Genomic DNA, 14661 nt, shown 5'->3' on the forward strand with positions numbered 1-14661 from the left:
TGATTAGCCGCACTCTTGTACCAAGAGGTTCGAACACATGTCGGCAGTCAACCATGCCGTGCAGCTTTTCGAATATGGCGGACCGGAATGCCTCCGCGTCGTAGACCTTCCAATCCCGACTCCAGGTTCCGGCGAGGTGCGGGTCCGAGTGCTCGCTTCTTCGGTGAATTATACTGAGACCCTCCTCAGGCAGCACCTCTATCCGCAAACCGCAGCTTACAAGCTACCGTTCGTCATGGGCTACGACGTCGTCGGTGAGATTGACGAGGTCCATCCCGACGTCGTCCAGTTCAAAGTCGGTGACCGCGTTGCCGACATGACGGTCGTCGGCTCAGACGCGACTTATCGCCTGCTCAAGGCGAAGGACCTCACAATCGTCCCACAGGGGATCGATCCAGCCGAAGCAGCGACACTGATCTTAAGCTGGACTACGGCGTATCAAATGCTGCACCGCTCGGCGAAGGTGAAGCCGGGTCAGCGCATTCTCGTCCACGGTGCCGGCGGGGCGGTTGGCCAGGCGCTGCTCTCGCTCGCTCGGATCGCCGCATTGAGACCTGGGGAGCTGCGAACAGCAAGCACTCGGGGCTGATCCGGGAACTCGGAGCGACGCCGATCGACTGCGAGCACGAAGACTTCGCGAAGGTCCTGCCGGACGGGTTCGACGTCGTGTTCGACGACATCGGTGAGGATGGATACCGGCGTTCATTCCAGTCGCTCAGGCGCGGCGGCCTCCTTGTCGCAATCGGCTTTTGCGCGAGCGTCCAGGCAAAGCTGCGCATGCTTGCGATTCTTGCGATGATTGCGCGGATGTATCTGTGGGGTTGGCTGCCCGGCGGGAAGCGGACCCGCTTCTACTCGATCAACGTCATGCGGGCGCGGCATCCCGACTGGTTCAAGAGCGACCTCGCCTGCCTTTTCCAATTACTGAGTCAGCGCCGCATCAAACCCAAGGTCGCCGAGCGAATATCGTTCGCGGATGTGCCGAATGCCCAGCGCCGACTGGAAAGCGGTGGCCTTGAAGGCAAGCTCGTATTGTGCCCGGCTTAACAGTTCCAATGGCAGCTTTGGGTCGAAAGCTGCCATTACAACCGACCTGCCACGCGATGGACCAACGCTCGCGCAGCACTTCGTATACTGGGCATTAATCATAATTGGCGAAGATCCGCACCCACGTTGGGAGCGCTAGGGGAAAACGATGAGTTACATGCAGCCATTTAAATCGGCCATTCAGCGCAGTGAACTGCTGAACGCGACGATCCTGCCGGTGTTTATGTCACTCTTTCACCCCAACGTCGTACGGCGAGCCGCGCAGAAGCACGGCCTGACAGCTGCGTTCGATCATTCCACAGTTGAAATTGGAGACGGCCGTCGAGTTGTCAGGCTCGCGCGAAAACACGCAATTTATGCGAACGACGTAGTCAATGACTTCGACTTCTATCACGGTGCGGTTGTTGCTGAAATTACCGACGGCCTCGAATTAGTCGATTACTCTTCCCCGAAATTTCACGACGTTCCCGGTTTCCCGTTGCACCCCGTCTTCTTCAATGCCCTTGCCGAGCCCTTAATCACGGGCGATCAGTATATCCAGTTCGCGCATCTCGCCGACGGTTGTGTTGCCTTGGATTTAGGCGCCTATTCCGGACTGACCTCGATCTTATTCAGGGAACAATGCGGCGCCAATGGAGCCGTGATCGCAATAGACGCGGATCCGGCGAACATCAGCGCAATCAAGAAGAATTTCGCGCTTTACGCGAGCATCAGCGGTAACCGGATAGAACTACTCGAAGGCGCCGTCTGGAGTCACGACGAGGGCATCGCCTTTTCAGCGGAAGGAAATTTAGGCTCGTCAGCCATCGAGTGTGTAGGCAACCGGGTGAGTGCGGCTACCCGGGTCCCGTCTTTCAAACTCTCTAGCATCGCGAAACGATACAACCTCCACCGCGTCGACTTCATAAAATGCGATATCGAAGGAGCCGAGAGTGTGATTTTTACAGATAGTGATTTCTTCGAACGCTTCCGACCACGGATCATTGTGGAGACGCACCGGTTGGATGGCAATTTTACCACCGACAAGGTGAAGGCGGACCTGTCGAGGCACGCTTACGAATTTGAACTTAGAGATCAGGTTGGGAGTACGCAGCCGCTGCTCCGTTGCACACCGCTTTAATTCTCGGCCCCACGGACATGTCCTACCAGCCCCGCCACATCCCTAGCCGGTCGCGTGAGATCGCACCATGGCCCACTGGCACGTTTGAACCGCTCCTCTCGGTCATCGTGCCGGTCAAGAATGAAGAGGCGGCCATAGACTTGTTCGTGGAGCGTGTGTCCGCAATTCTTGACGAGGTGGCGGGGCGAAGGCTGGGAAATCTTATTCGTCGACGACGGCAGCAGTGATTCCACACTCGCGGCCATTGCAGCGGCGCATTCGAAAGATTCTCGCATTCAAGCGCTTTCACTGTCGCGCAACTTTGGAAAGGAAGCCGCGATCTCGGCGGGCCTCGATTACGCGGCGGGTCGAGCGGTTGTTCCAATGGACGTCGATCTCCAAGACCCGCCCGAGGTGCTGGCTGAAATGGTCGAGAAATGGCGAGCGGGCTTCGACATGGTCTTCGGCGTGCGTCGCTGCCGGTCGTCCGATCCGCTTCCCAAGCGGCTCACCGCCGACCTCTATTATCGAGCCCACAACTGGATATCGACCGACAAGATTCCCGAGAATGCGGGCGATTTCCGACTGCTTGACCGAAAAGTTGTCGAGGTGATCCGTGCGCTGCCCGAGCGCAACCGCTTCATGAAAGGGCTTTTCGCTTGGGCTGGGTTCCGCCAGGCAGCGGTCGAATATGACCGAGTTGAGCGGAATGTCGGCTCGACGAAGTTCAACTACTGGCAACTGTGGACCTTGGCACTCGACGGGATAACCTCTGCATCGACCGCGCCGCTGCGCGTTTGGAGCTATATTGGGGCAGCGGTCGCCATCTTCGCGCTCGGGTATGCTGGCTTGATCATGTCTCGCACGCTGATCCTCGGGATTATGACGCCGGGTTACGCATCGATGATGGTCTCGATGCTCTTCCTGGGCGGAGTCCAGCTGATCTCGCTCGGGATTCTTGGTGAGTATGTGGGGCGAATTCTAACCGAGACGAAGCAGCGTCCCCTTTATGTCGTCCGCGATACAATTGGCATTCGCGCGCAACCTGCAATCTCGCTCCACAAAGAGTCCGCCTGATGGAAAGGGCCGTCTTCGAACGGATGGCGGAGTTGGATCAGGAGCATTGGTGGTTCGTTGCGCGCCGCCGAATCCTTGCAAGCCTCATCGAACGGTTGATTCAGCCGCCGAACCGCACGCGGGTGCTCGAAGTCGGATGTGGCACCGGCCACAACCTCGGGATGCTCGGAGAGTTTGGAACGGTGGATGCCTGTGAACTAGACCTCACCGCTCGCGAACTGGCCAGCGCGCGGCTCGGTCGATGCGTGTTCGAGGCGAAGCTTCCAGACCTCTCAATGTTTGCGCCGGAATCGTATGATGTCATCGCCTTGCTCGATGTACTTGAGCACGTCGCGGACGATGTTGGCGCGCTGACCGCGATCCAGAAGTTGCTGAAGCCTGAGGCGCACTGCTGCTGACGGTTCCAGCTAACCAGTGGATGTGGAGCGCGCACGACGTCGCTCACCATCATCATCGCCGTTATTCAAAGCTACGGCTGGCCGAGTTGTTCGAAAGGACCGGCTACGCGGTGGAGTTGAACAGCTATTTCAACAGTGTGCTCTTCCCACTGATTGCGGCCTCGCGATTGATTGGAAAATTACGTCGTCAAGATTCGGCCGACGATGCAATGCCAAGTGAGCTCCTCAATACGATGCTGGAGGCCGTATTTGGACTGGAGGCAGGACTGATCGGCCGAATCCCGATGCCTTTTGGTGTCAGTTTGGTTGCCGTCGCTCGCCGCCCGACGACGTAGCATTGAGGCGATCAGAGAATGCCGCAACGGGTCGAAAGCACACCTAAGCTGCCGATGTCTCAAATGGGTGGGAAGCTGACGCAAGTCGAGCACGCCTATCCATCTGAAGATGATGCGACTTAGCAACCGAGTGACAAGAGTCCCGGCCACGATGATTGGGGCAATCCAGATAATCTGAACGTCCCATCCCCCGCCAATTCGCAGGAAGTGATCAACGAGGGTTGCGAGCCACATCAGGACCGCAACAATCACGACCGCCCAACAAGTAACATCGGTGCTTCGGACGACGAACCGATTGTACGCTGCGAGCGACATCACAGCATGATGCGCAACCGAGCTAATGTCTGCAATCGGTCGAAAGCTGACTCTAGCCGAATCACGGCGTCACGCGACGATCGTCTGCCGTTGCGCGCTCCGCCAACAGGTGCTCAGCCACGCGCGCAGCGGCTCGTCGTAATAGCGAAGCGCGAGGTGGGAGGCGCCGGCCACGACCAGCATGACCGACGCAAGCGCTGCTGCCGGCGGAAGCGCGGATAGCGCCAGTGGCACCAGCAATACGGCGAGCGGGAAATGGAGCATGTAGAGCGGATAGGACAGACGGCCAGCGATCAGCATCCACTTTGCCTGCCTCTCGGTCAGCCGGTCGCGCGCACTTGCGAGTACGAGCGGCGGGAACACCGCAACGATCATGGCGAATTCGAACGCCGTGTCGAAAGCGGTCAAGGGCGCGAGCAGGATCGCCGACAGGATGGTCATTGCCAGCAACGGCGAGATGCCCGGCGCTGACGCCCCCGTTCGATGTAGCCAGTTGATGAGGACGCCCGCGAAGTATGGATAAACGACCCGCAGCAGGGACAAGCCGACAAGGTCAACCCGCCAGTAGCTCTCCAGCCCGGCCGGCCCGACCGCCAGGACCAACAGCATCGCAATCCCGGCCAGAAGAATAAGGCGAAGCCGCGCGGCTGTCAGCGTCACGGCGAGCAGCGCGAAAGCGATGTTAGCGGCATATTCGGCGAACAGGAACCAAGCCGGCCCGTCGAGCGGGAAATCGGCGGGCCAGGACCCGGAATGAACCGGGATCATCAGCATTGCCGCAACCGCCGTCCACAGCATCATCGCCGCGCCAGGACCGTCGCCGGAAAAGCTACCCGCCAGCGCTGCGGCCAGGCTGATGCCCGATCCCAGCGCAATTAGCGGGTGCAGCCTGATCACGCGCACGCGGATGAAGTCGATCGGGCGCATCGTCGTCGCCATCCGCCGCTCATACGCATGCGCGATCACGAACCCGCTGAGCACAAAGAAAAAGTCGCCGGCGAGGTGCGCGTGCGGCGGGTCGCCGAGCCCGACCAGCTCGCTTATGTGCGACCCCGCAACCACCAGCGCAGCAAGGCCCCTCATCCCGTCGAGCGTGATGAAACGGTCCTGACTTGGCATTCGGCGGTCCCTCGCGAGGTCGATCATGCGCCAAGCCTAGCGCTTAATGGTGGAAAAACTCTTCCCGTTGGCGCGAATGGCCTGCATCGTGCAGCATCGCGCCGATTGGGGGATATTTGAATGAAGAAATCGCTTGCGCTTGCCATGGCCGTCGCCGGCCTGTTTGCAACCTCCGCGGCGCCGCCGGTAGACTATAGCGTACTCATCCGCGGCGGGACGATTTACGACGGTTCCGGCGGCGCGCCCTATGTCGGCGACGTCGCGCTCAAGGGCGACAAGATCGCCTATGTCGGACCGCACGCGCCGGGTACTGCCGCGCGCACCGTCGACGCGACGGGCAAGGCCGTTTCGCCGGGCTTCATCAACATGCTGAGCTGGGCAGTCGAAAGCCTGATCGTCGACGGGCGCGGGCTGAGCGACACGGCGCAGGGCGTGACGCTCGAAGTGTTCGGCGAAGGCAATTCGATGGGCCCGCTGACGCCCGAAATGAAGAAGCTGGAAGTGCAGCGGCAGGGCGACATCAAATATCCGATCCGCTGGACCACGCTCGCCCAATATCTCGACTACATCACGAAGAAGGGCGTTACGCCCAACGTCGCTTCCTTCATCGGCGCCACCACCGTCCGCGTGCACGAGCTTGGCGAGAAGGACGTCGACCCGACGCCCGCGCAGCTCGACCGTATGCGCGCGCTGGTTCGGCAGGCGATGAAGGAAGGCGCGATGGGCGTCGGCTCGTCGATTATCTACGCCCCGGCAAGCTATGCCGAGACGCCGGAGCTCGCCGCGATCACGACCGAGGCCGGCAAATGCGACGGAATGTACATCAGCCACATGCGCTCGGAGGGTAACCGCCTTCTCGAATCCATCGACGAGCTGATCGAGATCAGCCGGCAGTCCGGCGCGCCCGCCGAAATCTACCACTTCAAGCAGGGCGGCCAGCCGAACTGGAGCAAGATCGACGGCGCCATCGCGCGGATCGAGGCGGCGCGCGCCAAGGGTCAGCGCATTACCGCCGACATGTATACCTACACCGCCGGTGCCACCGGCCTCGACGCCGCCATGCCGACCTGGGTGCAGTCGGGCGGCCTCGAAGCTTGGATCAAGCGCCTGAAGGACCCCACGACCCGCGAGCGGGTGATGAAGGAAATGCGCACCCCGTCGAACGACTGGGAAAATCTGCTTCTGCTTTCAGGAAGCCCGGACAAGGTGCTGCTGATCGCCTTCAAGAACCCGAAGCTGAAGCCGCTCACCGGCAAGACTTTGGCCGAGGTCGCGAAGATGCGCGGCAAGAGCCCGGAAGAGACGGCGATGGACCTCGTCATCGAGGACAATAGCCGCGTCGGCACCGTCTACTTCCTAATGAGCGAGGACAATGTGAAGCGCGCCGTCGGACTGCCGTGGATGAGCTTCGGGTCGGATGAATCGTCGGAAGCGCCCGAAGGCGTGTTCCTGAAGTCGAGCAGCCACCCGCGCGCCTACGGCAATGTCGCGCGCGTCCTTGGCCACTATGTCCGCGACGAGAAAGCGGCGACGTTGCCGGACGCCGTGCGTCGGCTGACATCGCTTCCCGCCACTAACCTCGGCATCAAGAATCGCGGCTGGCTAGCGCCCGGCTATTACGGCGATGTCGTCGTGTTCGATCCGGCTACCATCCAGGACCACGCGACCTTCGAAAAGCCCAAGCAACTTGCGACCGGCGTCGAGGACGTGTTCGTCAACGGCGTGCAGGTATGGAAGGATGGCAAGCACACCGGCGCCAAACCCGGCCGCGTCGTCCGCGGACCCGGGTGGGCCGGCTGGCCCGGCGGAGGTGCATGCAAGTCGTGAGTGCAGCAGGCTTATGCCGGGCGACTAGGGACCACTTTATCTTTGAGATCCTCGCGGAGCGCGTTGATTGTCTGCAAAGGCTCGAAGGCACTTCGCTAATGGCAACTTTGGGTGGATAGCGGACACTCCCTTAATTCAGCTTCTCCGTGGGATAGCGTCGTCTGTCTTCGCCCCACGCAAGCGTGAGAGCCGTTCCGGATAGCGCCACAGCAGCATATGGAAACCGAAAGCCGGTCAGGACGACAGCCAACCACGATACAAGTGCCAGGGCGTAATAGCCGCGCGGCATTCCCTTCGCGAAGAAGACGAACCCAAGCCACTCACGATTGCGACGAAAGCCCAACTGCTCCTTCGACTTCAGCTGTCGGGCCGGAGCCCGCCGCACCCACACGACAGCGGCCAACACAAGCAGCACAACCGCCAGTGCGTAGAACGGCCAGTGTGAGGCGTTCGACCATGCGCCGGCAACCGCCGCAATGAATGCCACGCCGATGATTATCGGCGCTCGCGAAGACATAGCTTCCACGATGTGGGCGAACGCCATGCGGGATTAATCGCGCACAGTGCCAATGTCCGCAATGGGTCGAAAGCGGACACTGTCCGCGTGCGCGTTCAAACAGTTGCCCCCATGCGTGGGACCGCCGACGATGGTCCTTCGTCGCGCATCTTGAGCAGCCTTGTGATCGCCGCGAGCACGACGAGGAGTGCCGCGCAGAAGATGTCGGCTTCCCAGATGAACGCGCGATCGATTCCGGTCTCGCCGATCGGCCGCTGGCCGAAGGTGCCGGCGACTTGGGTCCACCAGAACAGGAACAGCCCGATGTCCATGATCCAGTGGCCGAGGATCCCAAACCACAAGGTGCCGGCCGCCCGAGCGAGGGCGCCGAGCAGCACGCCGGCGCCGAAGACGATCGGCACCATCCCCGGAAGCACCCAGCCTTTCGTCAGATGCAGCAGCGTGAACAAGACCGACGAGACTAGGATCCCTAGGAGTGCGCCGTGCCGCTCCTCGATCGGCCGCTGCATGTAGCCGCGAAAGCCGATCTCCTCGCACACGCCCGCGGATAACGCGGAGACGATGCAAGCGAGATACTGGAGCTGGCGCGTGGGGATGTAGGAGAGGTCATATCCCTGGCGGAACGCAGCGGCGGGATAGGGAACGAAGCGAAACAGCAATGTAATGGCCGAGTGCACGGTCACCGCGAAACTGATCGCGGCGACCAGCCCCCACGCCCATTGTTGCGCGGACAGCCGCCGTTTGCGGAAATAGTCAGCGCGAACAGACTGCAGTCGCTTGGGCGGCCCACCGCCATGCGCCCACCAGATGTAGACCGCGAGGAAAAAAAGCTCCCCGATGATCGCGGCGGGCACAGGAAGCTTCAGCGCGAGGAGGAAAATGAGCCAGACATTCGCCGGGATCATGCCGACGAGAAGCCCCACAACGATCGCTCTGAAGACTACTGGAATGTGGAACCGCGGCGCTCTGGAATCTGGGGCCATTGTCGAAGCCTCCGCGCTGCTGAGACACTCGTCACGTTCATTCCACAAGTCAGTTGGTTCGCTACCGCTTATGCCGGAATGGGTCGAATGCTGCCACTTCGCCAGCGGCAGTGATGGGTAGAAAGCAGACATTCGTACGCCACCATCCTAAGTGGTCCTACGCGATCTTTTTAGCGCCTCGAGATTCGCCGGCAGGAGGCATTATGGCGAGATGTCTTTGGATGGTCTTCGCGTGCGCTGCGCTTTTGGCCGGGTGTGACCGGCAAGAGACGAGACATACGCCCGCCACCAGCGCTTCGGACGAAAAGGCATTCGTGGCAACGACTGGTGCGTTCCATGAAAGCCTTCGAACCAACAATGTCGCCCGTTTCATGTCCTACATCGACGATGCGGCAATCATAGCCCCGCCCGGAGAGCCGCACGTGAGCGGGAAGAAGGCCGTCGAGCAGTGGTACAAAGGCTTCCTGACAAAGTACCGCACGTCCGTCCTCGTTCTTAGCGACAAGGAAGTTTTCGTTGGCGACCGTTGGGCGACTGAGTTTGGACGCTTCGATTGGAGCTTGGCACCCGTCGACGGCAGTGCAGCAGTGCTCGACCACGGCACATACATGCAGGTGTGGAAGCGGCAAGCTGACGGCACGTGGCGTTTCGCGCGCGAAGTGTGGAACAGCTCTCCACCGGCAAGAGCGGACGTAAGCCACTAATTCCGGATGGCTGTTAATTGCCGTCGGTGCGCCGATGGCGGCTTGGGGTGGAAAGCGGACGCCTTGCCGGCCTGAGCGGCGGTAGGGTGTAACTCCCGTTCTCCGTTCGTTAGTGTTGCGCAACGATGGACAAGCTCAACTGGGTCTTTTCGTTATACGCAGTAGTGCTCGGCCTGACGCTGGCTGAAGTCCTCACGGGCTTCGCTCGGTCCATTCGGCTGCGGCACACCGCGCTACGTCAACATAACGACGGCCATCGGCTCGGGCTCCTCACGCCGTTACTCGCCATCTTCTTGATGTTGGACATTTCGAGTTTCTGGGTTGTGGCATGGACGCTGCAAGACCGGATATCGGTAGGCCCAATGACGCTGGCTTTCGGTCTTCTCGTGACCGGACTCTATTACGTGGCCGCCAGTTGGGTCTTTCCGGAACCTGAAGAGCGCGGGAATAACTTGGACGACCACTTCTTCCGGCAGAAGGGTCTGATTTTTAGCCTGATTTTCGCATCCAATATCACGACCTACTTGGGCCGCAGTTGGCTGGTGGGCTCTGTCGCCATTCCCGGTTACGAGCGTTACGACTATGTCGAATTGGGCCTCTATTACCTGCTTCAAATTGCTGGAATCTTGGTGCCAGGGAAAAAGGCCAATCTGGCCGTCCTGGTGAGCCTGCTATTGTTGACCCTGGACTTCACCACTGGTGCCGGACCTGGTTTGATTCGCGCGCTGCAATAATGACCTGAACGGGTCGAAGCCGCCCTTCGACTTCCCCTGTCCTACACACCAATGTCGGCCGCATAGCGTGCGAGCGGTTTGCATGACTTGGCTTCGGTCCGCGAAATCGGCCGCGTAAGTGCGAACTTTGGGAACATTCGCGCCTGCGCTCTTTCTCAACCCCGCGCAGCCGGCACCCCTTGACCAGGAACCTGCCTTCTTTTCTACCGTGCGGACAGGTGGATCCCGGCGTTGAGGCGGGACGGGGGGAGGGGAGCCCGAGACATGAAGAACTGGAACGTCCGCAAGACGATCGTCGCTCGCGAGGATATGCCGGCGGAGCATCGGCTGAAGCAGTCGCTGTCCTGGCCGCACCTCGTGGCGCTTGGCGTCGGCGCGATTGTCGGGACGGGCATCCTGACCTTGATCGGCGTCGGTGCAGGCAAGGCCGGTCCGGCGGTCATCCTGTCATTCGCCATCGCGGGCGTCATCTGTGCGTGCGCGGCGCTGGCCTATGCCGAAGTCGCGACGATGATCCCAGCGTCGGGCTCGGCCTATACATATTCGTACACGGTCTTCGGCGAGCTGATCGCGTGGATGATCGGGGTCGCGCTGATCCTCGAATATACGTTGGTGGTGAGCGCGGTGGCGGTCGGCTGGTCCGGCTATGCTTCGGGGTTCCTGAAGTCGATCGGCTTGGGCTTGCCTGACGCCCTGATACAGGGGCCCGAGCTGGGCGGCGTCATCAACGTGCCCGCCATCTTCATCATCTGGGTGGTCGCCGGGCTGCTCATTGCCGGAACGCGGGAAAGCGCGACGCTCAACGCCATCCTCGTGCTGATCAAGATCGCGGCGCTGGCGCTGTTCATCGCCGTTGCGTTGCCGGTGTTCGACGCCTCGCATTTTCATCCGTTCATGCCGTTCGGCTTCCCGCGCAGCGGGGCGTCGGGCAGCGAGGTCGGCGTGATGGCCGCGGCGGCGATCATCTTCTTTGCTTTCTACGGCTTCGACGCGATTGCGACGGCGGCGGAAGAAGCGAAAGACCCCAGCCGCGACCTTGCCATCGGCATTGTCGGATCGATGATCGTTTGCGTCGCCATCTACATGGCGGTGGCCGCGGCGGCGATTGGCGCCGTCGCCTACACGGGCTTTGCGAACAGCGCCGAGCCGCTGGCGCTTATCCTTCGCCAGATCAACCAGCCGTGGGCGGCGCGCATCCTCGGCGCGTCGGCGGTCGTCGCATTGCCGACGGTCATCCTCGCCTTCTTCTTCGGACAGAGCCGTATCTTCTTCACCGTGGCGCGCGACGGCTTGCTTCCGAGCAGCCTTGCGCGCGTGTCGAGCCGCGGGACGCCGGTCCGGATCACGATCTTCACCGCAGTGGTGACCTCGGTCTTTGCCGGCCTCATCCCGCTGACGTCAATCGCCGCGCTCGCCAACGCGGGGACGCTGGCCGCGTTCATCGCGGTTTGCGCCGCCATGCTGGTGTTGCGCCGCCGTGAGCCGAACCGGGAGCGCAAGTTCCGCGCGCCTGCAGCGCCGCTTGTCGCCGCCGTCGGCATCCTCGGCTGCCTCTACTTGTTCATCAGTCTGCCGAACCGGACCCAGATGTTCTTCTTCGCGGCGCAGGGGATCGGGATCCTGCTTTACTTCATCTACGGCCACGGCGCCGCGGCACGGGCACGCGGGGAGGCTCGTGGCTAGCCAGGCGGCCGACCGGCCCCGTCACATCCTCCGCAACATCCTCGGCGGCTCGGCGGGCAACCTCGTCGAATGGTTCGACTGGTATGTTTATTCCGCCTTCGCGCTCTATTTCGCGCCGGCTTTCTTCCCGAAGGGCGACCAGACGGCGCAGCTGCTCCAGACCGCGGCGATCTTTGCCGTGGGCTTCGTGATGCGCCCGCTCGGCGCGTGGCTGATGGGCGTTTACGCCGACCATCGCGGCCGCAAGGCGGGGCTGACCCTCTCGGTGTCGCTCATGTGCGTCGGGTCGCTGCTGATCGCGGTCGCGCCGACTTATGCGCAAGCGGGACTGCTATCACCTGCGACACTGCTCCTGGCGCGCATCATCCAGGGCTTGAGCCTCGGCGGCGAATATGGGTCGAGCGCGACCTATATGTCAGAAATGGCCGACCGCGACCGGCGTGGTTTCTGGTCGAGCTTTCTTTATGTGACGATCATCGGCGGCCAGCTGGCCGCGCTCGCGCTGCTCGTGTTCCTGCAAGCCGTGCTGGGCGAGGCGGCGATGGGGGAATCGGGCTGGCGCATCGGGTTCGTCGTCGGCGCCTTGCTGGCGGTGGTCGTCTATTTCATCCGCCGGCGGCTCGACGAAACGATGAGCTATGAAAGGCTGGCCGATCGGCCCGAGCGACGGCGGTCGGGCATTTTCACGCTTTTCCGCGATCATCCGCGTGAAGCATTGCTGGTGATCGGTATCACCGCTGGCGGCACGGCGTCCTTCTATGCCTACACGATCTACCTGCAGAAGTTCCTCGCCAACACGAGCGGGTTCAGCAAGGCGACGGCATCGCAGATGATGACGGTAGCGCTGGCGATCATGCTCATGATCCAGCCGCTGGCGGGGCGGCTGTCGGACAAGGTGGGGCGGCGTCCGTTGATGATCGGCTTCGGGATCTGTGGGACGCTGTTCACTTATCCGATCTTCACCGCCCTCGCGCGCACGACCGAGGTTGCGGCGGCCTTCGCTCTGGTGATGGCGGCGCTGGTGATGGTCACCGGCTACACGTCGATCAACGCGATCGTGAAGGCGGAGCTGTTCCCGGCAGACATCCGGGCGCTTGGTGTCGCGCTGCCCTATGCGCTCGCGAACACCATCTTCGGCGGCACGGCGGAATATATAGCGTTGTGGCTAAAGAATATCGGCCACGAGCCGTGGTTCTACATCTACATTTCACTTCTTTGCGCGATCTACCTCGTCGCGTGCCTGAAGATGCGCGAGACCAAGACGGCGAGCCGGATCGAGGAGGATTGATGGAAGCGGGGGGGGCGAAGAAGGCTGATGCAGGATCGTCGCTGCTTGGCGGCATCGACCTCAATCTCGTCGTTCTCTTCGTCTTCGCGCTCGTCATTCCGTTTGCGTTCGGTACCGCCGATCGCATCTTCGGCGATGGCGACGTCAGCTGGCACCTTGCCGCAGGGCAGTGGATGATCTCGCACGGGACGGTGCCGCACACTGATCCCTTCTCCTTCTCCGCCGCCGGCCGGCCATGGGTCGCGCACGAATGGCTGTCCGAAGTCGTGATGGGCGCGGCCTACAATCTGGCGGGCTGGGGCGGAATCGCGGCGCTCGTCAGCGCATCCTTGTTCGCGCTGATGCTAGTGCTGTGGCTGGAGATCAGCCGCTGGTTGAAGCCGGTGGTCGTCGCGGCATTGCTGATCGCGATCACGGTGACGATGGTGCCGTTCCTGCTGGCGCGGCCGATGGTGCTGACATGGCCGCTGCTCGCCTTCTGGACCGTGCAGCTGATGCATGCCCGGGAACGCCGGAAGGCGCCGTCCTTGTGGCTGGTCGCGGTGATGCTTCTCTGGGTCAATCTGCACGCCAGCTTCGCGCTCGGCCTCATGCTGATTGCGCCGTTCGCGCTCGAGGCGCTGATCGAGGAGCCGGACAAGAAAAGGGTGATCGTCGGTTGGAGCACGTTCGGCGTGCTTTGCGGCCTCGCCTGCCTCGCGAACCCCAATACCTACACGACGCTGCTGATGCCGATCGGGGCATTCACCGACAAGAACATCACGCTCATTCAGGAATTTCGGCCCACCGACATGAGCTTCACGCCGGGGTTCGAATATGCGTTGCTGCTTGTGCTGGCGATTTGCCTTGGACGCGGGGCGAAGATCGCGCCGGTACGCCTGCTGATCATTCTCGGCATGCTCCACCTCGCGTTTCAGCACATGCGGCACCAAGTGCTCTTCATCATTATTGCAGGCTTGCTGATCGCGAAGCCGGTCGGGGCGACAGAGGAGGAAGAGCAGAAGCCGGCCGACGTCGCGGCCCGGATGCGGTTCCTGCGTATTGCGGCGGCGACCTTCGTGCTGCTCGTCGGCGTGACGCTCGTGCGGCCGCTGTCCCCGCCGGACTCGCATGTGAACCCAAATGCCGCGCTGGCGAGCGTACCTGCGGCGCTTCGCGATAAGCCGGTGCTCAACAGCTACAGCCTCGGCGGGCCACTGATCCTGCACGGGATCAGGCCGTTCATCGACGGCCGGACCGACCTCTATGGCGGACCGTTCGTGGTCGACTTCAAGAAGCTCCAGAACGGCGATCGGCGAGCATTCGACACGGCGCAGAAGCGCTGGAATTTTCAATGGGCGCTGATTTCGACCGACGATCAGGCAATGATAGCGATGCTTTATCGCTCACCCGACTGGCGGCCGATTCGCGCCGATCGCTATTCCGTCATGTTCGTCAGGGGCACGCCAAAGCCCCGAGTCGCGGGCCAGCCGGTTCGTGCGGATTACGTCCCCTCCTAAGGGGGACAGGCGAAGCCGATGAAGAGCTGTGGGAGG

15 protein-coding genes are annotated in these 14661 nt (G+C 61.7%); 12 read left to right on the forward strand and 3 right to left on the reverse strand.

Features of this window, described 5'->3' with window-relative positions; translation table 11 throughout:
- Window positions 1-37: 37 nt before the first annotated feature.
- From ABD704_RS00005 to ABD704_RS00030, 6 genes are all read left to right on the forward strand, one after another.
- The gene (locus ABD704_RS00005) at window positions 38-589 is read left to right on the forward strand and encodes an alcohol dehydrogenase catalytic domain-containing protein (RefSeq protein ID WP_344697644.1); all 552 of its coding nucleotides are present in this window, start codon (window positions 38-40) and stop codon (window positions 587-589) included.
- Window positions 590-612: 23 nt separating this feature from the next.
- On the forward strand, window positions 613-1047 hold the full coding sequence (locus ABD704_RS00010; RefSeq protein ID WP_344700436.1) for a zinc-binding dehydrogenase: 435 nt from the start codon (window positions 613-615) through the stop codon (window positions 1045-1047).
- 148 nt (window positions 1048-1195) lie between these two features.
- Window positions 1196-2167: an FkbM family methyltransferase gene (locus tag ABD704_RS00015; RefSeq protein ID WP_344697645.1), complete on the forward strand. Its 972-nt coding sequence runs from the start codon at window positions 1196-1198 to the stop codon at window positions 2165-2167.
- Between the two features lie 168 nt (window positions 2168-2335).
- Entirely contained in the window at window positions 2336-3223 is an 888-nt protein-coding gene (locus ABD704_RS00020) for a glycosyltransferase family 2 protein (RefSeq protein ID WP_344697646.1), read from the forward strand.
- Complete coding sequence (locus ABD704_RS00025) at window positions 3223-3621, forward strand: class I SAM-dependent methyltransferase (protein WP_344697647.1); 399 nt, start codon at window positions 3223-3225, stop codon at window positions 3619-3621. The genes ABD704_RS00020 and ABD704_RS00025 overlap by 1 nt, the downstream gene beginning before the upstream one ends.
- 20 nt (window positions 3622-3641) lie before the next feature.
- Complete coding sequence (locus tag ABD704_RS00030) at window positions 3642-3956, forward strand: hypothetical protein (RefSeq protein WP_344697648.1); 315 nt, start codon at window positions 3642-3644, stop codon at window positions 3954-3956.
- A gap of 384 nt (window positions 3957-4340) precedes the next feature.
- Here ABD704_RS00030 and ABD704_RS00035 read toward each other — a convergent pair whose 3' ends face one another.
- The gene (locus tag ABD704_RS00035) at window positions 4341-5390 is read right to left on the reverse strand and encodes an acyltransferase family protein (RefSeq protein ID WP_344697649.1); all 1050 of its coding nucleotides are present in this window, start codon (window positions 5388-5390) and stop codon (window positions 4341-4343) included.
- Window positions 5391-5510: 120 nt separating this feature from the next.
- Here ABD704_RS00035 and ABD704_RS00040 point away from each other — a divergent pair, with 120 nt between their 5' ends.
- On the forward strand, window positions 5511-7217 hold the full coding sequence (locus ABD704_RS00040; RefSeq protein ID WP_344697650.1) for an N-acyl-D-amino-acid deacylase family protein: 1707 nt from the start codon (window positions 5511-5513) through the stop codon (window positions 7215-7217).
- A gap of 130 nt (window positions 7218-7347) precedes the next feature.
- Here ABD704_RS00040 and ABD704_RS00045 read toward each other — a convergent pair whose 3' ends face one another.
- Entirely contained in the window at window positions 7348-7761 is a 414-nt protein-coding gene (locus tag ABD704_RS00045; RefSeq protein WP_344697651.1) for a hypothetical protein, read from the reverse strand.
- A gap of 68 nt (window positions 7762-7829) precedes the next feature.
- The gene (locus ABD704_RS00050; RefSeq protein ID WP_344697652.1) at window positions 7830-8657 is read right to left on the reverse strand and encodes a CPBP family intramembrane glutamic endopeptidase; all 828 of its coding nucleotides are present in this window, start codon (window positions 8655-8657) and stop codon (window positions 7830-7832) included.
- A 374-nt stretch (window positions 8658-9031) separates the two neighbouring features.
- Between ABD704_RS00050 and ABD704_RS00055 the strand changes: the two genes are divergently transcribed.
- The 5 genes from ABD704_RS00055 (at window position 9032) to ABD704_RS00075 (ending at window position 14625) form a co-directional block, all read left to right on the forward strand.
- On the forward strand, window positions 9032-9421 hold the full coding sequence (locus ABD704_RS00055) for a YybH family protein (protein WP_344697653.1): 390 nt from the start codon (window positions 9032-9034) through the stop codon (window positions 9419-9421).
- A 125-nt stretch (window positions 9422-9546) separates the two neighbouring features.
- Window positions 9547-10155, forward strand: a complete 609-nt coding sequence (locus ABD704_RS00060) for a hypothetical protein (protein WP_344697654.1) — start codon at window positions 9547-9549, stop codon at window positions 10153-10155.
- Between the two features lie 264 nt (window positions 10156-10419).
- Entirely contained in the window at window positions 10420-11838 is a 1419-nt protein-coding gene (locus tag ABD704_RS00065) for an amino acid permease (protein ID WP_425565340.1), read from the forward strand.
- Window positions 11831-13126: an MFS transporter gene (locus ABD704_RS00070; RefSeq protein ID WP_344697655.1), complete on the forward strand. Its 1296-nt coding sequence runs from the start codon at window positions 11831-11833 to the stop codon at window positions 13124-13126. The genes ABD704_RS00065 and ABD704_RS00070 overlap by 8 nt, the downstream gene beginning before the upstream one ends.
- Complete coding sequence (locus ABD704_RS00075; protein WP_344697656.1) at window positions 13126-14625, forward strand: hypothetical protein; 1500 nt, start codon at window positions 13126-13128, stop codon at window positions 14623-14625. The genes ABD704_RS00070 and ABD704_RS00075 overlap by 1 nt, the downstream gene beginning before the upstream one ends.
- The last annotated feature ends 36 nt before the right edge of the window (window positions 14626-14661 follow it).

Source organism: Sphingomonas limnosediminicola, from assembly GCF_039537965.1.
GTDB classification, from domain to species: Bacteria; Pseudomonadota; Alphaproteobacteria; order Sphingomonadales; family Sphingomonadaceae; genus Sphingomicrobium; species Sphingomicrobium limnosediminicola.